We start from the raw sequence: 17,740 nt of genomic DNA on the forward strand, positions 1-17,740 counted from the left end.
AACCCCGATCCGAAAAGCAGAAGGCCGGCGTCTCCGCCGGCCTTCTGGGAGATATTCTGCCCCTGGGACCGGCTTACTCGGCGGCCTCCGCCACCGGAAGCACCGATACGAAGGTACGCCCCTTCAACCCCTTGTGAAAGGTGACGGTTCCCTCGGTCACGGCGAAGATCGTGTGGTCCCGGCCGAGGCCGACACCCGCGCCCGGCCACCACTTCGTGCCGCGCTGGCGGACCACGATGTTGCCGGGAATGACGCGCTCGCCACCGAACTTCTTGACGCCGAGCCGACGTCCCTTGCTGTCGCGGCCGTTCCGGGACGAGCCGCCTGCCTTTTTATGTGCCATCGAACCCTACTCCTCACTCGGCCGCGTCGGCGCCGTTCTTGTCCTCGCCCGACTTTTCCTCACCGGACCTTCCCTGGCCCGAGGCGAGGATCTCGGTGATCCGCACGCGGGTGAGCTGCTGCCGGTGCCCGCGGGTGCGCTGCGACGAATGCTTGCGCCGCCGCTTGACGAAGGAGATCACCTTCGGACCCTTGGTCTGCTCCAGCACCTCGGCCTTCACGATCGCGCCTTCCACGAGCGGGGCGCCGATCGTCACGGACTCGCCGCCGAGCACGAGCACTTCGTTGAACTCGACCGTCTCGCCGGCCTCGGCCGAGAGCTTCTCGACCAGAAAGACATCGTTCTTGGCGACCTTGTATTGCTTGCCGCCAGTCTTCACCACCGCGAACATTCGCGTCTCCTTCGTATCCCGCGTCCTGTGGCCCCGGCTTCGCCGGCGTTTCGCGGAGCCCATCGGTCCCGCGCCTCGAACTGCGCTTTCACAAAGCCATACCTCCCGCCACCCATCGAGGGCCCGGGAGAGGCGTCTATCGCGAAACTCGCGTGGCCTGTCAAGCTCTGGCGTCAAGCTCTGGCGTCAAGCTTCGGCGTCAGGCTTCCACGTTGGAAGTCGCGGCGCTGGAGATCGCTGCGTTCGAAGACGCCGCGACGGCGCCCCCCTCCGCCTGGGGGAACTCGCGGCCGTAGGGTCGGACGCGGATGTTCTCGCGCCGGAGCCGGTCGACCACGGCGAAATTGATATCCGACCGCGCCGTCAGCGCGAAATTCACGTCGCGGAGCCAGACGCGGATCTCGAAATCCATCGTGTCGGGCCCGAGATTCATGAGCAGCACGACGGGCGCCGGATCGCGGACGCCAAGCGGATGATCCTCGGCGATCTCGAGCAGCATGGCCGCGACGGCCTCCGCGTCGGCGTCGTAGGTCACGCTGACCGGGACCTCGATCCGGCCGACCATGCCGGTATGGGTGCGATTGAGCACCGTCCCCGAGATCAGGTCCGAATTGGGCAGGATCACGCTCGCCCGGTCGAAGGTCTCGATCTGGGTCGCGCGGACCGAGATGCGCCGGACGTAGCCCGCGAAAGTGCCGACCTCGATCCAGTCGCCCTCCTTCACCGGACGCTCCACCAGAAGGATGATGCCGGAGACGAAGTTCGAGACGATTGTCTGCAGCCCGAAGCCGATCCCGACCGAGAGCGCGCCGGCGACGATCGCGATGCTGGAGAGATCGAGCCCGGTCGCCGAGATCGCCACCAGCGTCGCGACGGCGTAGCCGAGATAGCCGATGCCCGAGGTCAGCGCGGTCTTGCCGCCCACGTCGAGCCGGGTGCGCGGCAGGACCGAGCTCACGAGCACGGATTGCGTCGCGCGCGTGATCGCGACGCCGATCAGGAAGACCGCCGTGAAGGTGAGGACGATGCCGAGCGAAAGGTGAACGCCGCCGAGCGTGCCTCCCTCCCGCAGCCAGAGCCAGACGCTCGCGAGGTCGGAGGGCCGCGCACCCCATGTGAGCGCGAGAAGCGGGGCCGCGACGATGAGCAACAGGGCCACGAGGATGACGGGCCCGAGCCCGCGGTCGGGCGCGGTGTCGGGCAGCGACAGGAAGCCGCGCAGCGTCTTGCTCATCAGGTCGAAGAGCACGATCGCGGCCCCGACGAGCCCGAGCGTCAGGATCATCGGGTAGAGCGTGGCCTGCGAGGCGGCGAAGAAGCCGGTCGCCGCCAGCGCCGGAGCGCCGATCCCGATGAGCCAGACCGCGCGCTCCAGGAAGCTCACGAGCCTGAGCGTGAGGGCGCTGGTCCGTTCCTCGGGTGGCAGCGCCTCGTCGCGCAGTTTGATATTCGCCTGGATCTCGGCCAGAAGCCCGGAGATGCGCCAGAGCCCCCAGCCGCCGATCAGCGTGACCGGGAAATGCAGCACGCTGTTCGCCGCCGGGCTCAGTTGCCAGCCCGACAGGCTGTCGATGACGAGATAGTGCCAGCCGAGCACGCCCCCCAGGAGGTAGATGAGCCGCGCGCCCCGTCGCGCCCCGGCGTTGTCGAGGTGCACGAGGCGGAACGCCGGAAGACGCGGCGCGAAGACGCTGCTCGCGAGCCAGCCGGCGCCGATCCCGACCAGCACGAACCGCGGCAGGTTGTAGATGCGGATCGAATCGGAGCCGAGCAGCAGTTCCGGATCGAGCGCGGCGAAAAGGAGCACAGCCCCGACCGCGGGCACCAGAAGCCGGATGATGTTGCGGAGCGCGACGAGCCAGGCGATCATCCGCGCGCCCCTCGCCCGTTTCAGCGACCGTTCGGTCCAGTTCGTGAGCCGGGACCGCAGGCTCACGATGATGGCGATGCCGAAGACGATCACTGCCAGGCTGCGCGGCACGGTGCGCGTCACGGTCGAGGCCGTGTCGCTGTCCCAGGTGAGCGCTGCCTCGGCGGACCGGCGAAGCTCGTGCTGGATCTGGCCGAATTCCTCCAGCGCCTCGCCCCAGTTGCGCGGGAAGAGCGGACTCGGCCCCATGGCGCGGAGCTCGACGGAAAGCCGCCGCCAGACCTCCTCGTCGATCTGGGTCACCAGCGTATCTATCTCGCTCGCCGCTTCCTGGGCGCGCAGCAGCGGAACCTGCGCCTGGGCGGCGGCGGCGGCGAGCGTCTCGCGATGCTGGGCGAGTTCGGGCGGCTCCTCCGCGCCATCGGCGGGCGCGGGTTCGAGCGCCTTCAGCCGCCCGTTCGCCTGGTCATAGACGCTCTGCGCCCGGCGGATCGTCTCGCTCACCTCGCCGCGCAGCGCGAGGAGTTCCTCGCGCAGCTGCTCGACGGACTGGCTGTCCGCGTCCGGCGACGCCAGCAGGACCCGCGCGGCCGCGGCGACGTTCCCGAGGCGCGCGTCGAAATTCCCCTCGGCGGTCGGCGTCGTCTCGGACTCCGCCCCGGCCGCGGTCTCCTCGGAGGCCGACGGGGTGATCGTCTGGACGAATGCCGGACCGGCGAGCCAGACCAGCGCCGCGAGCAAGACTGCCCCGACGATGATCCGTCCGGTGAACCCCAGTCGCCCGATCGTGTCAGGCCACCTGAACATCCGGAATATCGCTCCTCGCCGCCTCCAGCCATTCCGGAACCGGCAGGTTCTTGCTCCGGAGGAAGTCGGGGTTGAACAGTTTCGACTGATAGCGCGTGCCGTAGTCGCAGAGCACGGTCACGATCGTATGTCCCGGGCCCATGTCGCGCGCCATGCGCATCGCGCCCGCGACGTTGATCCCCGTCGAGGAACCCATGCAGAGGCCCTCCTCGCTCAGCAGGTCGAAGACGGTGCTCACCGCCTCGTCGTCGTGGATGTTGTAGGCCATGTCGACGGTCAGCCCTTCGAGATTGGCCGTGATCCGCCCCTGGCCGATCCCCTCGGTGATCGAGCTCCCCTCGGCCTTCAGCTCGCCATGCTGGTAATAGTTGTAGAGCGCCGCGCCGTCGGGATCGGCGAGGCCGATCCTCACGTCGGGCTTGCGCGCGCGCAGCCCCTCGGCGACGCCCGCGAGCGTTCCGCCGGAACCGACCGCGCAGATGAAGCCGTCGACCACGCCGCCGGTCTGGTCCCAGATCTCGGGCGCCGTGCTTTCGACATGCGCGCGGCGGTTAGCGACATTGTCGAACTGGTTCGCCCAGACCGCGCCGTTCGGATCGCTCCTGGCGATTTCCTCAGCGAGACGGCCGGAATAGCGCACGTAGTTGTTGGGGTCGCGATAGGGCTTCGCCGGAACCTCGACCAGCGTCGCGCCGGCGAGGCGCAGCATGTCCTTCTTTTCCTGCGTCTGCGTCTCGGGGATCACGATCACCGTCCGGTAGCCCATCGAGGAGCCGAGAAGCGCCAGGCCGATCCCGGTATTGCCCGCCGTTCCCTCGACGATCGTGCCTCCGGGCCGAAGTTCGCCGCGCGCGACGGCGTCGCGGATGATCCAGAGCGCGGCGCGGTCCTTGACCGACTGGCCCGGATTCATGAACTCGGCCTTCCCGAGGATCTCGCAGCCCGTCAGTTCGGACGCCTTGCGGAGCCGGATGAGCGGCGTGTCACCCACGGCCTGAGCCAAATCCAACGCGGTCTTCATTGCCAACCTCGGCGCACTGGTCACGATCAGCCCCGCTTACCCGCTCGGACCCCGCGCTTCAAGCGGCGCCCCAGTCCCGCCGGAGCCGCCCGGCATGCTTCTCCAGCCACAAAAGCGCGATGATGGCAGGCGCGTTGCTCACTTCTCCGTTGGCGACGGCGTCGAGCGCGGTCCGGAGCGGCACGACTAGGCTCCGGATGTCCTCGGCCTCGCTGTCGAGTCCGAAGGTGCCGCCCGCCTCCGACAGATCCGCCTCGCCGACATAGGCCTCGAGATGTTCCGCCAGCACGCCGACCGAGGAATAGTAGGAGCCGATCCGCTCGATCCGACCGAGCGTCAGCCCGGCTTCCTCGCTCGCCTCGCGCCGAGCGGTCGCCTCGGGGGTTTCCATCGGATCGCACCGCCCTGCGATCACTTCGAGGCACCAGGGATTGGGGTCTCCCCGGCCGAGGGGTCCGGAGCGGAACTGCTCGACCAGCATCACGAGGTCGCGCTTCGGATCGTAGGGCAGCACGGTGACGGCATCGCCGCTCACGAAGACCGCGCGATCGACGACGGGCGAGAAGCCGCCGTCGTAGCGGCGGAACCGGAGCGCGTATTCCTCGACGGCGAAATAGTTCGTGTAGACCGGATCGCGGCTCAGCACTTCGACATCGCCCGGGCCGAATTCGGAGCGGAGCGTCACGGGCGTGCGCCGCGCGCGTCCCCGGGCACGGGCGAGCGCGCGGAACGCGATGCCGGGCAGGAGCGCGGGCATGTCCGCCGCGGCGTGCCGGCCCCTCAGCCGCGCGATCTCCTCGGCCGCCTCGCAGACCAGATCATGCCATTCGCCGTCCCAGTCCGCCCGCGTCCAGTCGCGGCTCGCGGCGGCGGCGGGCAGGACATAGGTGTCGACGATCCGGCGCCGCCCCTCCGCCTGGACGCCCGCGACCAGCGGCGCGGCGCCGATCGCCGCCATGAAAAAGTCGAGCCGCTCCCGCGCGGGCCGGTCGAGGTCGAGGACGAAACCTCGCGCGTGCGCCCCCGGCCGCCGGGTCGGCGCCAGCCCTATGCCATCCCGCGCCGCGGCGATCGCATGATCGCCGAGCGTCGCGGCGATGCGCTCTCCGGGATCGGTGCCCCCGCCGATGCCCCCCGTGATGCCCCCAGTGATGCCACCGGTGACCGCGGCGAAGAGCCGCGGATCGCACACTGGCTCGGACAGAAATACCTCGCGCATCCTACCTAAGAACCCGTTGCCTTCCGTTGAACTTCGGTTCACTCGCCAGGAAGACGGTGATCCGAAACGCTGTCTGGCTCGTAGCAGTGCCACGAGAGGATGAACAAGGTCTGCCATGAACAGGGGGCATGTACCCGCCGAGGTTCTCGCCAGCTACGCCGATGGCTCGCTTGCCGACGGGATGTGCCTCATCGTCGCCGGGCACCTGACGTTCTGCCCGCGCTGCCGCGACCACCTCGACCGCCTCGAGGCGCTGGGGGGCGCGCTCCTGACCGAACCGGCGCCGGGGTGCTGCGCGAAGCCCGATCTCGGCAAGATCCTCTCGCGGATCGAGCAGGCGGAGACCAACCCGGCGGATCGCAGTCCACCGAACTCCGATCGGCCGGACCCCGACCAACCGGACCTCGATCAGTCGGAGACCAGCGGGGCGGACGCGGAACGAGCGGGATCGGAACGAGTGGGATCGGAAAGGGCGGAAGCGGAACGGGCGAGCGCGGCCAGCCCTCCCGCGACCGGCTGCGCCGCGTTCGACGCTCTGCCGCGCTGTCTCAGGGGCAGGCTCGGCTCGGCGGTCAGCGCGCCGGGATGGCAGGCACTCGGCGAAGGCGTCTTCGTCGTCGATATCCCGATCACCGGCCCGGGCACGCTGCGTCTCTTCCACTGCGACCCCGGCGTGGCGCTACCGGAACATGAGCACAGGAGCCCCGCGGCCGCGCTGATCCTGCGCGGGCGGCTCTGCGAAGGCGTGCGCGGCGTCGGACCCGGTTCCGGGCTCAGCTTCGGGCGCGGCGACCTGATCCTGTCCCGGCCCGGCGAACGTCATGCCCCGGTGATCGACCCGGACGGCCCCTGCCTCGTGCTGACGCTCGACGAGGGCGGGCCGCTCGACATCATGCCGTCCGGGCCATCGTCACCTGGGTGACATCCGTCTGGCCGCCCCGGAAGGAAGCGGCGCAGGCGGTGAGATAGAGCGTCCACATGCGCCGGAACCGCTCGTCGAACCCGAGCGGGCGGATCTCCTCCCAGGCGTTCTCGAAGGTCGCATGCCAGCGGCGCAGCGTCTCCGAATAGCTCTGGCCGAATTCGACCGAGCCGACGAAACGCAACCCCGCGCGCTCGATCTCGGAGCGCAGCGCCGAGGGGCTCGGCAGCATTCCGCCCGGAAAGATGTACTTCTGGATGAAATCGACGGTCTTGCGATAGGTCGGAAAGAGCGAATCCGCCACCGTGATCACCTGGAGCGTGGCCTGCGCGCCCGGCCGCAGGCGTTCCCGCACGGCGTCGAAATAGACCGGCCAGTATTTCTCGCCAACCGCCTCGAACATCTCGATCGAGGCCACGCCGTCGAAGCGGTCCCGCTCGTCGCGATAATCGCGCAGGACGATCTCGACCTGCTCGTTCAGCCCCTGGCGGAACATCCGCTCTCTGGCGAAATCGTGCTGTTCCCGGCTGATCGTGAGGCCCCGGACCTTCGCGCCGCGTTCCTTCGCCGCGTATTCCGCGAAACCACCCCAGCCGCAGCCGATCTCGAGCAGTTCGGACCCCGGACGCACGCCGATCCGGTCGCAGACGCTCGCATACTTGCGCCGCTGCGCCTCGGCGAGCCGCTCCTCGGGGGTCTCGAAGATCGCCGAGGAATAGGTCATCGTCTCGTCGAGCCAGCGGCCGTAGAACTGGTTCCCGAGATCGTAGTGATGGGAGATGTTCCGGCGTGCCTGGTCGCGCGTGTTCCGGTTCATCCAGTGGCGCGCGCGCGCGTAAGCCCGCACCAGCATCGCGAAGGGGTGATTCCGCCTCACCCAGTTCTGGCTCGACAGCAGCACGTCGAGCAGCAGCTGAAGATCCGGGGTATCCCACCATCCGTCGAGATAGGCCTCGCAGAAGCCGAGTTCGCCCTCGCGCGCGACCCGTGCGAAAAGCTCCGGGTTCCGGATGTCGAGACGCGCGGTCGGCCCCTCGCCGCCCTCGACCCGGAAGACCCGGCCATCCGGCAGGGCGATATCAATGCGCCCAAGCTCGATTCCCTTCAGCACCTCGAACGAGGCGGCGAACCAGGGGGGAAGATCCTTCTGGCCCTTCAGTTCGGTTATCACCCGCATCGCACACCAACCCATGTCCAATGAGGAAAACTTGGCACCTATTTTACAAGTCTGCAACAATTCGTGAACGTTACCGCGAGGAAGCTTCACCTCCGAGGCTTCAACTCCGTCGGACCGCCTCATAGGCGTCGAGCGCGCGCCGTCGTGTCGCCGCGAGGTCGGCCAGCGGCTCTGGCGGCTCCCGATCCGGGTCGAGCTTCCAGGATCGCGGAACGGCGTCGAAGAAATCGAGTGCCGGGCGGCCCGATTGTCCCGCGCGCGTGATGTAGCGGCGGCGGTATTCTCCGTCCGGATCGAACTTCTCCGCCTGCGAGCGGGGATTGAAGATCCGGAAGAACGGCGCCGCGTCGGGGCCCGAGCCCGCGACCCATTGCCAGTTGAGCGCGTTGGACGCGGGGTCCCAGTCGGTCAGGCAATCGGCGAACCAGTCGAGCCCGACCTTCCAGTGCGTGAGCAGGTTCTTCGTCAGATAGCTCGCGACGATCATCCGGACCCGGTTGTGCATCCGGCCGGTGACGTACATCTCCCGCATCCCCGCGTCGACCATCGGCTCGCCGGTCATGCCGCGCCGCCAGGCCTCGGCCTCCTTGTTGTCGCGCCGCCAGCGGAAGGCGTCCCAGTCATCGCGCCAGTTCCGCGTTGCGATATGCGGCGTGTGCCACAGAAGGTGCCAGGCGAACTCGCGCCAGAGCAGTTCGCGGCGGAACGCCGCCGCTCCCCCCGAAGCGCGTTCCGCCGCGTGCCAGATCCGGCGCGGCGAGATCTCGCCATAGGTCAGGTTCTCCGAAAGCCCCGAGGTCCCGTCGCGGTCCGGACGGTCGCGATCACGCGCGTAATCGCGGATCGGCCCATCGAGGAAGGCGTCGAGCCGGTCGAGCGCGCGGACCTCCCCCACGGTCGCGTATCGCGCCACCACCGCCGCGCCCCGGTTCATCGAAGCGCCCAGCGCCCAGTCGCCCAGCGCCTCCGTGTCCGGCCAGGTCCGCGGCGCGCGGAGCCGGGGCGGCGGAAGGCAATCCGGCGCGCCCCCGGCAGCGGCCTTCGCGAAGGCCGTGAAGACCTTGAAATGCCCGCCGGCCCTGGTCTCGATCTCCCAGGGTTCGCGCAACAGGAAGCCCCGATGCGTGACCGCAGCCACCCCGTCGCTTTCGAGAGCCGCGCTGATCGCCTCGTCGCGGCGGGCGACCTCCGGCTCGTAGCACCGGCTCCAGTGAACCGCGCCGGCGCCGGTCTCCTTCGCGAGCGCGCGGAGCACGTCGCCCGCCGCGCCCCGGCGCAGGATCAGGTCGCGCCCCGCTTCGCGCAACCGCGCCCTGAGGTCCGCGACGGACTGGCCGAGCCGCCATTTCGCCGCCGCCCCGATCGCCTCCGTCTCGGGATCGAGCACGAAGACGGGGACGACCGGCCCGCCGTCGGCGGCGGCGGTCAGCCCGTCGTTGTCGCCGAGCCTGAGGTCGCGGCGGAACCAGAAGATGCGCGGGCGTGGATCGGTCATGCGCCGTCAACCGGCGCCGGGCCCGCTGGTTCCGCTCGAAGTTTGCTCAAGCCACGGAGGGGACCGTTGATCCTCGGCCTGGACATGCCGGAACAACGTCTCCAACAACCGAACTGTCATCGAAACGGCACCCCGGGCCCTTCCGGCATCGATCAGACAGATGCGTTGAGGCTTGGTCAATCCGCCGTACCGACCCGAGGTTGAGAACGGTGATGCGAGAACCAACCGACGCGCTGGTGGAACGGAACATCCGGCTTTACGAACGGCCGCGATACCGGAAGACCGGGCAGCGGCCCAACCCCCAACGGCCAGCCTTCACCAGCAACGGCGCGGAACGAACGTCGTCCCCGCTTCGCCCGGCGTGGCCGAGGTTCAGAGGATGAACGGCAGGTCCGTCGCGCCGGTGTCCTCCCCCGCGCGCGTCAGGAGCGCGTGGACCTGACCCCGGTGATGGGTCTGATGGTTGAAGAGATGGATCACGCAGATCGCGCGCGGCGTCGACATCTCGCGCTCCATGAGGCCGCTCCTCCAGACGAGATCGCCCGCGAGATCCTCCGGCCTCAGGGCCCGCGCCCAGCCGAGAAGATCCGCGTCGAAGGCCTCCCGCCGCAGGCGCAGATCCGAGAAATCCTCGACATGACGGTCGCTCCCGCCATGCTTCCCCGCCGGCCTGCCCCAGCCCGCGAAGCGCGAGAGCCACATCTCGTCCGCCCACAGGACATGCGACAGCGTGCCGTGGATCGATGCCCAGAACACGCCCCGGTCCGCCCGGCGCTCCGCGTCCGGAAGCCGGGCCGCGGCGCCGTAGACGCGCCGGTTCATCTCGGCGTTGTACTCGGCCATCGTGAGAACATAGCCCGGTTCGATCATGACCTCTCCCTCCACCTCGCAAGCGACCCGTTCCCGTGCGATCCGGCCCGGAACGCGGCCGTTCCCGGCCCGATCACGCCATCGTGGCCACACCTTTGCTGCGCCGCGGCATAAATTCGCAATCCGGCCGCCGTCGCGCTTTGACGCTTCCGCGCCGCGCTGATAACACCCCACCGTGTCGAATCAGTACAAGGGTATTTCGATGTCCGCCCCCAATCTCGCCCCCATTCCCGAGCTCTTTGTCTCCTACGACAGCGCTGCGAAGCTGAAGCACGAGGCGGGCGAGCTGGTCTCCTGGGACCTCACCGCTCGTCAGGTCTGCGACCTCGAACTTCTGATGAACGGCGGCTTCCACCCGCTGAAGGGGTTCCTGACCGAGGCGGACTACGACGGCGTGGTCAAGGACATGCGTCTGGCCGACGGCACGCTCTGGCCGATGCCGATCAACCTCGACGTCTCCGAGGCCTTCGCCGAGAAGGTCGAGCCCGGTCAGGACATCGCGCTCCGCGACGCCGAGGGCGTGATCCTCGGCATCATGTCGGTGACCGACAAATGGGTCCCGAACAAGTCCGTCGAGGCCGAGCTGGTGTTCGGCGCCGACGACATCGCCCATCCGGCGGTGAACTACCTGCACCACAAGGCCGGTTCGGTCTATCTCGGCGGCCCGATCACCGGCATCCAGCAGCCGGTGCATTACGACTTCAAGTCGCGGCGGAACACGCCGAACGAGCTGCGCGCCTTCTTCCGCAAGCTGGGCTGGCGCAAGATCGTCGCGTTCCAGACCCGGAACCCGCTGCATCGCGCCCATCAGGAACTGACGTTCCGCGCCGCGCGCGAGGCGGAGGCGAACCTGCTCATCCACCCGGTCGTCGGCATGACGAAGCCGGGCGACATCGACCACTTCACCCGCGTGCGCTGCTACGAGGCTGTGCTCGACCAGTATCCGGCCTCGACCACCACGCTGTCGTTGCTCAATCTCGCGATGCGCATGGGCGGCCCGCGCGAGGCGGTCTGGCACGGCCTCATCCGCCGCAACCACGGCTGCACGCACATGATCGTCGGCCGCGACCACGCCGGCCCCGGCAAGAATAGCGAGGGCAAGGACTTCTACGGTCCCTACGACGCCCAGGACCTGTTCCGGAAGTACGAGGCCGAGATCGGCATCCAGATGGTCGACTTCAAGCAGATGGTCTACGTCCAGGAGCGCGCCCAGTACGAGCCCCGCGACGAGGTCGAGGAAGGCGCGACCATTCTCGACATCTCCGGCACCGAGCTGCGCCGCCGCCTGCGCGAGGGGCTCGACATCCCCGACTGGTTCTCCTTCCCCGCCGTGGTCGAGGAACTCCGCCGCTCGAAGCCCCCGCGCGCGGAACAGGGCTTCACGGTCTTCTTCACCGGCTTCTCCGGTTCGGGAAAGTCGACGATCGGCAACGCGCTCATGGTCAAGCTCATGGAAATGGGCGGGCGGCCGGTGACGCTGCTCGACGGCGATCTCGTGCGCAAGCATCTCTCCTCCGAACTCGGCTTCTCGAAGGAGCACCGCGACATCAACATCCGCCGCATCGGCTATGTCGCCTCGGAGATCACCAAGAACGGCGGTATCGCCATCTGCGCGCCGATCGCCCCCTATTTGGCGACTCGCGCGGCGGTGCGCGAGATGGTCGAGAGCTACGGCGCCTTCCTCGAAGTCCATGTCGCGACCTCGATCGAGGAATGCGAGCGGCGCGACCGCAAGGGCCTCTACAAGCTGGCCCGCGAAGGCAAGATCAAGGAATTCACCGGGATCTCCGACCCCTATGAGGAGCCGAAGGACCCCGAGGTCCGGCTCGAGACCGAGATGAACGACATCGACTACTGCGCGCAGCAGGTGATCCTGAAGCTCGAGAACATGGGCCTCATCCGCGGCTGAGTCCGCTCGATCCCGCGATGAAGATGAACGCCCCGCCTCGACGGCGGGGCGTTTTGCGTTTCAGGGGCCGGCCTCGGAGGCTGGCGGTGTCCCGATCCTCCGGGGGTTCGGTCGCCGTTGCTTCGCCGCCGAAATCGCCTCGACGGGGAACTTTGGCGGACGCGGGCGTCGCGCCGGAGTGACGGCCGCGTTTCGCCTCTTGAATCCGAAGGGTTTTCCCCGACATTTCGAGGGACAGAATGCAAAGGGAGCACGGGATGGCGACGGAAGCCAAAACCTACAAGGTCAGCCACAGCGACGAGGAATGGCGGCGGATCCTGACGCCTGAACAATTCGCAGTCATGCGCGGTCACGGCACCGAGCGCCCGGGCAGCTGCGCGCTTCTCGCCGAGAAGCGTCCCGGGACCTTCGCCTGCGCCGGCTGCGGCGAGCCGCTGTTCGAGGGCAAGGGGAAGTTCGAGAGCGGCACCGGCTGGCCGAGCTTCAACGAGCCGATCGAGGGCTCGGTCGAGACCGAGACCGACCGGAGCCTCGGCATGGTGCGGACCGAGGTGCATTGCGCGACCTGTGGCAGCCACCTCGGGCATGTCTTCCCCGATGGCCCGCCGCCGACAGGCCTGCGCTACTGCATCAACGGCGTGGCGATGAACTTCGAGCCGACCTGACAGCCGGCGATGCCCGGATGACCCCGCTCCGCGGCCGGGTCATCCAGACAAGCGCTCGGCTCAGCCGCCGTCCGCGACGCGGACAAGGTACCGGCCGTATTCCGTCTTGAGATAGGGCGCGGCGAGCGCGCGAAGCTCGTCCGCCGTGATCCAGCCCTGGGCGAAGGCGATTTCCTCCGGGCAGCCCATCTTCAGGTTCTGCCGGTCCTCGATGGTGCGCACGAAGTTCCCCGCCTCGATCAGGCTCGCATGGGTGCCGGTGTCGAGCCAGGCATAGCCCCGGCCCATGCGTTCGACATTGAGAAGCCCTTCGGCGCGGTAGGAATTCAGGAGTTCGGTGATCTCCAGTTCACCCCGTACGCTGGGCTTCACCCGCGCCGCGCGTTCGGGCGCGGTTCCATCAAGGACGTAGATCCCCGTCACCGCGAAGTTCGACCGCGGCGTCTCCGGCTTTTCCTCGATCGAGAGCACCCGGCCCTCGGCGTCGAAATCGACGACGCCGTACCGCTCGGGGTCAGACACGCGGTAGCCGAAGACCGTGCCGCCCGCGGGCCGCGCGGCGGCGGCGCGCAGGAGATCGGGCAGGCCGTGGCCGAAGAAGATGTTGTCGCCGAGCACCATGGTCGAGGCGGCGCCGCCGAGGAAGTCCTCTGTCAGCAGATAGGCCTGCGCCAGGCCCTCGGGCTTCGGCTGCGTGACATAGGTGAATTTCATGTTCCACTGCGACCCGTCGTGGAGCAGACGCTTGAACTGCTCCTGATCGGCCGGGGTGGTGATGATCGCGATCTCGCGCAGCCCCGCCAGCATCAGCACCGACAGCGGATAGTAGATCATCGGCTTGTCGTAGATCGGCAGAAGCTGCTTCGAGAGCGAATGCGTGATCGGGTAGAGCCGGGTGCCGGAGCCGCCGGCGAGAACGATGCCCTTGCGGGTGGTCATGATTGGGCTTCTTCCTTGGAGAGTTCGGCGACGACACGGGCGAGACCGGCGCGCCAGTCCGGCTGGGCGATGCCGAAGGCGCGCGAGATCGCGCCGCAGTCGAGCACGGAATTGGCCGGGCGCCGTGCCCGGGTCGGCCAGTCGGCCGTGGCGATCGCGGTGACGCGCGGCTGATCGGCCCAGCCGCTTTCCGCGAAGACCGCCTCGGCGAATTCGGCCCAGCTCACGGCGGGCGCGCCGGCGAAATGATAGATGCCGGGCGTACCCCGCCGCGCCAGGCGCGCGCGGGCGATGGTCCAGAGCGCCTCGGCGATGTCGCGCGCGGGCGTGGGGCCGCCCTGCTGGTCGCCGACGACGCGCATCTCGTCGCGGCCCCGGCCGACGCCCAGCATCGTCTTGACGAAATTCCTGCCGTGGCTCGAAAAGACCCAGGCCGTCCTGAGGATCACGGCGTCCCCGCCGGCTGCGAGCACCGCTTCCTCGCCCGCCCGCTTGCTCGTGCCATAGGCGCCGAGCGGACCGGTCGGATCATCCTCGCGCCAGGGCCGGCCGGGGGCGCCGTCGAAGACATAGTCGGTCGAGACATGCAGGAAGGGCACGCCCTTAGCCGCCGCCGCGCGGGCCATCGCGCCGGGAGCCGCGCCATTGATCGCCTGTGCGAGCGTCGGTTCGTCCTCGGCCTGATCGACGGCGGTATAGGCGGCGGCGTTGATGACGACATCGGCCTCTCCGCCCGCCACGGCGGCGGCGCAGGCGGCCGCGTCGGCCAGATCCACCTCCGCGCGGCCAAGCGCGGTCAACTCCACGCCGGCGGCGGTCAGCGCGAGTTCCCGGGCGACCTGCCCGGTCGTGCCGAAGACCAGCGCCCGCATCAGCCCGCCGCCTTCAGGCCCAGGCGTTCGAGCTTGTGGCCACGCTCCTGGATCGCCTGCCACCACGGCCGGTTCTCGAGATACCAGGCCACAGTTCGCCGCAGCCCCTCGTCGAGCGTGACCGAGGGCTCCCAGCCCAGTTCCGCCCGGATCTTCGAGGCGTCGATCGCATAGCGCAGATCGTGGCCCGGGCGATCCTTCACGAAGGTGATGAGCCGGTCGTGCGGCGCACCCGTCGGGTTCATCTCGTCCATGAGCGCGCAGATCCGGCGCACGATGTCGATATTCGTGGCCTCCGCGTCGCCGCCGATATTGTAGCTCTCGCCGAGCCTCCCCTTCGTAACCACGGTCAGGAGCGCCGCCGCGTGATCCTCGACATAGAGCCAGTCGCGCACGTTGATCCCCTGGCCATAGACTGGGATCTCGCGCCCGGCGAGCGCGTTCAGGATCACCACCGGGATCAGCTTCTCGGGAAAGTGATACGGCCCGTAGTTGTTCGAGCAGTTCGAGAGCACGACCGGAAGACCGTAGGTCTCGCCCCAGGCACGGACCAGATGATCGCTCGCGGCCTTCGAGGCCGAATAGGGCGAGTTCGGCGAATAGGGTGTCGTCTCGCTGAAAAGCCCGGTCTCGCCCAGCGTGCCGAAAACCTCGTCGGTCGAGATGTGATGAAAGCGGAAATCGCGCCCGCGCCCATGCCCGCCGCCGTGATAGGCCCGCGCCGCCTCGAGCAGCGTGTAGGTGCCGACGATATTGGTGTCGATGAAATCCGCCGGACCGTCGATCGAGCGGTCGACATGGCTCTCGGCCGCGAGATGCATCACCGCGTCGGGCTCATGCGTCGCGAAGACCCGGTCGAGTTCTGCCCGATCACGGATATCGACCTGTTCGAAGGCGTAACGGTCGTTCCCCGCGACTTCGTCGAGATTGGCGGGATTGGCCGCGTAGGTCAGCGCATCGACATTGACGACCGCGTGTCCGTCGGCGATGGCCTTGCGCACGACAGCCGATCCGATGAATCCCGCGCCGCCGGTCACCAGCAACTTCATGACTTACTCCATACTCACAACCCGGCGGATCACGCCCCGCCGCGCGGGGCGAACATGCCTCCGTATCAACCGCTGTGCAAGCACCGCCGGTCCCGGAGGTGAACACGCCGGATACACGGGCGGCGTTGCCGAATTGCAAAGGTCAAGCGAAACCAGACCCGCCCGAACCGCGTTAGGGTTGAGGCACCGGGCGATTCCATTAGTGTAGCGCCCCAACAAGAAACTGTTGTGAGAGCAGGAGGCAGGGAGTGTTCAAGGCCCCGTCGCGCCGTGGCGGCATCGTCGCCGGATTCCTCATGGGCGCCGCGGTGATCGCGCCCGCCACCCCCGCCGCCGCCTTCTCGCTTTTCGGCATCCACCTCTGGGGCGAGGAGGAAGAGGACCCGAACCGCGTCGAAGTGATCGATCCGCTCGATTATACGGCGGAACTCAACGTCACCGGCGACACCGACCTTCAGGACGCGATCGAGAACGCCTCCGCGCTCTATGCGAATCGCGAGGAACCCGCCTCGGGCCGGGCGGGACTGATCTCGCGCGCCAAGGCCGATTATCGTCGCATCCTCGCCGCCCTCTACGACGCCGGCTACTACGGCCCGGCCATCAGCATCCTGGTCGCCGGGCAGGAAGCGGCCGATCTGACGCTCGCCATCGACCTTCCCGCCGAGGTGCCGGTGGAGATCAATGTCGACACCGGCCCGCCCTTCGAGTTCGGCCAGCTCTCGATCGTGAATCCGCCGCCGCTGGTCGACAGCCGGCGCCAGCGCGTCGCGGCGCGGTCCGAGCTCGGATTCCAGTCGGGTGAGATCGCCGAGGCGGGCGCGATCGGCGAGGTCTCGCAGCTCGCCGTCGCGCATTGGCGGCTGCGCGGCCATGCGAAGGCGGCGGAATCCGGCCGCGAGGTCCTGGCCAACCACCCCGAGCGCGAACTCGACGTGGCGCTGACCTTCGATCCCGGCCGCGAGGCGCGCTATGGCCCGACCTCGGTCGAGGGGGCGACGCGGACCGATCCCGAGTTCATCCGCTTCATGACGGATCTGCCCGAGGGACACCGGTTCAGCACCGCCGAGATCGCCCGGGCGCAGGCCCGGCTCGGGCGGCTCGGCATCTTCCGCTCGCTCAGGATCAACGAGGCCGACGAGATCCTGCCCGACGGCAGCCTGCCGATGACCGTGGCGGTCGAGGACCGCAAGCCGCGCACGCTCGGCTTCGGCGGCACCTATTCGACCATCGACGGGCTCGGCCTCGAAGCCTACTGGATGCATCGCAATCTCTGGGGCAAGGCCGAGCGGCTGCGCTTCGACGCCAGCATCTCGGGCCTGCTCGAAGAGCTCGACCCGGCCAATTACGACTACAACGTCGGCGTCACCTTCACGAAGCCAGGCATCTACAAGCCTGATACGAGCTTCGTGACCGGGCTGACCGCGAAACAGCTCGACTACGATAACTATCGCGAGACCTCGCTCAGCGGCACCATCGGCGTCTCGCAGATGTTCGGCGACCGGCTGACCGGCGACATCGCGGCGACCTTCTCGCGGGCGCGGTTCGAGGACATCTACGGCACGCGCGAGTTCTTCACGCTGGGCGCGCTCGGCAATCTCGCCTACGACATCCGCAACGACCCGCTCGACGCGACGCGGGGCTACTACGTCTCGGCGATGCTCCAGCCCTTCTACGAGGTCGAATACGGCAATCCGGCGCTACGGGGGACGCTGGAGGGGCGCTATTACTATTCGCTCGTCGGGCTTGACACCCTCGTCTTCGCCGGGCGGGTGAAGATCGGCAGCTACTATGGCCCGGGCGCTTCCGAAAGCCCGCCCGACCTCCTGTTCTTCGCCGGTGGCGGCGGTTCGGTTCGCGGCTACGAGTATCGCTCGATCGGCGTCCAGACCACCGTCGACGGCGAGGACGGCACGATCGGCGGCCGCGGGCTCTTCGAGGGCTCGGCCGAGGCGCGCTACCGCGTCACCGAGAGCTTCGGCGCCGTCGCCTTCGCCGATTTCGGCTTCGTCGCCGCCAATCCGCGCTTCGCCGGCGAAAACGATACCAGGGTCGGTGTCGGCGGCGGCGTTCGCTACTACAGTCCGATCGGCCCGCTTCGCGTCGATGTCGCGACCCCGCTGAACGCGGATGCGGGCGATTCCGCCGTCGCGCTCTACATCGGCATTGGCCAGGCCTTCTGATTGGGATTTTT

At 68.3% G+C, this 17,740-nt stretch carries 14 protein-coding genes and 1 pseudogene; 4 read left to right on the forward strand and 11 right to left on the reverse strand.

From position 1 onward, the window contains the following. Window positions 1–73 precede the first annotated feature (73 nt). The 5 genes and pseudogenes from rpmA to ACLJK8_RS10460 form a co-directional block, all read right to left on the reverse strand. Window positions 74–343 (reverse strand): 50S ribosomal protein L27, encoded by a 270-nt coding sequence (gene rpmA, locus ACLJK8_RS10440; protein WP_413150182.1) that lies wholly within the window; start codon window positions 341–343, stop codon window positions 74–76. A gap of 19 nt (window positions 344–362) precedes the next feature. After that, a pseudogene (rplU, locus tag ACLJK8_RS10445) lies at window positions 363–734 on the reverse strand (50S ribosomal protein L21); the annotation flags it as partial. A 199-nt stretch (window positions 735–933) separates the two neighbouring features. Further along, on the reverse strand, window positions 934–3,411 hold the full coding sequence (locus tag ACLJK8_RS10450; RefSeq protein ID WP_413150183.1) for a DUF3772 domain-containing protein: 2,478 nt from the start codon (window positions 3,409–3,411) through the stop codon (window positions 934–936). Next, a complete protein-coding gene (locus tag ACLJK8_RS10455; RefSeq protein WP_413150185.1) occupies window positions 3,395–4,432 on the reverse strand; it encodes a cysteine synthase A in 1,038 nt (345 codons plus the stop codon). The genes ACLJK8_RS10450 and ACLJK8_RS10455 overlap by 17 nt, the downstream gene beginning before the upstream one ends. Window positions 4,433–4,490: 58 nt before the next feature. Then, window positions 4,491–5,651 (reverse strand): NUDIX domain-containing protein, encoded by a 1,161-nt coding sequence (locus ACLJK8_RS10460; RefSeq protein WP_413150187.1) that lies wholly within the window; start codon window positions 5,649–5,651, stop codon window positions 4,491–4,493. A gap of 115 nt (window positions 5,652–5,766) precedes the next feature. Here ACLJK8_RS10460 and ACLJK8_RS10465 point away from each other — a divergent pair, with 115 nt between their 5' ends. Next, window positions 5,767–6,573 (forward strand): hypothetical protein, encoded by an 807-nt coding sequence (locus ACLJK8_RS10465; protein WP_413150189.1) that lies wholly within the window; start codon window positions 5,767–5,769, stop codon window positions 6,571–6,573. On the opposite strand, the gene ACLJK8_RS10470 is transcribed toward ACLJK8_RS10465, so the two are convergent. The 3 genes from ACLJK8_RS10470 to ACLJK8_RS10480 all read right to left on the reverse strand — a co-directional run bounded on the left by ACLJK8_RS10470 (window position 6,542) and on the right by ACLJK8_RS10480 (window position 10,115). After that, window positions 6,542–7,750, reverse strand: a complete 1,209-nt coding sequence (locus tag ACLJK8_RS10470) for a class I SAM-dependent methyltransferase (RefSeq protein ID WP_413150191.1) — start codon at window positions 7,748–7,750, stop codon at window positions 6,542–6,544. The genes ACLJK8_RS10465 and ACLJK8_RS10470 overlap by 32 nt on opposite strands. A gap of 100 nt (window positions 7,751–7,850) precedes the next feature. Continuing rightward, a complete protein-coding gene (locus tag ACLJK8_RS10475) occupies window positions 7,851–9,245 on the reverse strand; it encodes a cryptochrome/photolyase family protein (RefSeq protein WP_413150194.1) in 1,395 nt (464 codons plus the stop codon). 372 nt (window positions 9,246–9,617) lie between these two features. After that, window positions 9,618–10,115, reverse strand: coding sequence for a DinB family protein (locus ACLJK8_RS10480; protein ID WP_413150196.1), 498 nt, complete (start codon window positions 10,113–10,115; stop codon window positions 9,618–9,620). 202 nt (window positions 10,116–10,317) lie between these two features. Here ACLJK8_RS10480 and ACLJK8_RS10485 point away from each other — a divergent pair, with 202 nt between their 5' ends. Together ACLJK8_RS10485 and msrB are read left to right on the forward strand one after the other, a co-directional pair. After that, the gene (locus tag ACLJK8_RS10485) at window positions 10,318–12,024 is read left to right on the forward strand and encodes a bifunctional sulfate adenylyltransferase/adenylylsulfate kinase (RefSeq protein ID WP_413150198.1); all 1,707 of its coding nucleotides are present in this window, start codon (window positions 10,318–10,320) and stop codon (window positions 12,022–12,024) included. A gap of 257 nt (window positions 12,025–12,281) precedes the next feature. Then, entirely contained in the window at window positions 12,282–12,689 is a 408-nt protein-coding gene (gene msrB, locus ACLJK8_RS10490) for a peptide-methionine (R)-S-oxide reductase MsrB (RefSeq protein WP_413150200.1), read from the forward strand. 60 nt (window positions 12,690–12,749) lie between these two features. On the opposite strand, the gene rfbA is transcribed toward msrB, so the two are convergent. From rfbA to rfbB, 3 genes are read right to left on the reverse strand one after another with little or no spacing between them, the layout of a single operon-like run. Then, window positions 12,750–13,628, reverse strand: a complete 879-nt coding sequence (rfbA, locus tag ACLJK8_RS10495; protein ID WP_413150201.1) for a glucose-1-phosphate thymidylyltransferase RfbA — start codon at window positions 13,626–13,628, stop codon at window positions 12,750–12,752. After that, on the reverse strand, window positions 13,625–14,500 hold the full coding sequence (gene rfbD, locus ACLJK8_RS10500; RefSeq protein ID WP_413150203.1) for a dTDP-4-dehydrorhamnose reductase: 876 nt from the start codon (window positions 14,498–14,500) through the stop codon (window positions 13,625–13,627). The genes rfbA and rfbD overlap by 4 nt, the downstream gene beginning before the upstream one ends. Beyond that, window positions 14,500–15,549, reverse strand: a complete 1,050-nt coding sequence (gene rfbB / locus ACLJK8_RS10505) for a dTDP-glucose 4,6-dehydratase (RefSeq protein WP_413150205.1) — start codon at window positions 15,547–15,549, stop codon at window positions 14,500–14,502. Before rfbB ends, rfbD begins: the two co-directional genes overlap by 1 nt. Window positions 15,550–15,797: 248 nt before the next feature. On the opposite strand from rfbB, the gene ACLJK8_RS10510 reads away from it, so the two are divergent. Next, window positions 15,798–17,729 carry an autotransporter assembly complex protein TamA gene (locus ACLJK8_RS10510; RefSeq protein ID WP_413150207.1) on the forward strand — a complete coding sequence of 644 codons (1,932 nt, stop codon included), beginning with the start codon at window positions 15,798–15,800 and terminating at the stop codon, window positions 17,727–17,729. Window positions 17,730–17,740: the final 11 nt, after the last annotated feature.

It is taken from the genome of Amaricoccus sp. W119, from assembly GCF_047275745.1.
Taxonomy (GTDB): Bacteria; Pseudomonadota; Alphaproteobacteria; order Rhodobacterales; family Rhodobacteraceae; genus Amaricoccus.

Bases quoted from the DNA above. Each gene is read 5' to 3' on its own strand.
- rpmA (WP_413150182.1), bottom strand. From the start codon at position 343: ATGGCACATAAAAAGGCAGGCGGCTCGTCCCGGAACGGCCGCGACAGC.
- ACLJK8_RS10450 (WP_413150183.1), bottom strand. From the start codon at position 3,411: ATGTTCAGGTGGCCTGACACGATCGGGCGACTGGGGTTCACCGGACGG.
- ACLJK8_RS10455 (WP_413150185.1), bottom strand. From the start codon at position 4,432: ATGAAGACCGCGTTGGATTTGGCTCAGGCCGTGGGTGACACGCCGCTC.
- ACLJK8_RS10460 (WP_413150187.1), bottom strand. From the start codon at position 5,651: ATGCGCGAGGTATTTCTGTCCGAGCCAGTGTGCGATCCGCGGCTCTTC.
- ACLJK8_RS10465 (WP_413150189.1), top strand. From the start codon at position 5,767: ATGAACAGGGGGCATGTACCCGCCGAGGTTCTCGCCAGCTACGCCGAT.
- ACLJK8_RS10470 (WP_413150191.1), bottom strand. From the start codon at position 7,750: ATGCGGGTGATAACCGAACTGAAGGGCCAGAAGGATCTTCCCCCCTGG.
- ACLJK8_RS10475 (WP_413150194.1), bottom strand. From the start codon at position 9,245: ATGACCGATCCACGCCCGCGCATCTTCTGGTTCCGCCGCGACCTCAGG.
- ACLJK8_RS10480 (WP_413150196.1), bottom strand. From the start codon at position 10,115: ATGATCGAACCGGGCTATGTTCTCACGATGGCCGAGTACAACGCCGAG.
- ACLJK8_RS10485 (WP_413150198.1), top strand. From the start codon at position 10,318: ATGTCCGCCCCCAATCTCGCCCCCATTCCCGAGCTCTTTGTCTCCTAC.
- msrB (WP_413150200.1), top strand. From the start codon at position 12,282: ATGGCGACGGAAGCCAAAACCTACAAGGTCAGCCACAGCGACGAGGAA.
- rfbA (WP_413150201.1), bottom strand. From the start codon at position 13,628: ATGACCACCCGCAAGGGCATCGTTCTCGCCGGCGGCTCCGGCACCCGG.
- rfbD (WP_413150203.1), bottom strand. From the start codon at position 14,500: ATGCGGGCGCTGGTCTTCGGCACGACCGGGCAGGTCGCCCGGGAACTC.
- rfbB (WP_413150205.1), bottom strand. From the start codon at position 15,549: ATGAAGTTGCTGGTGACCGGCGGCGCGGGATTCATCGGATCGGCTGTC.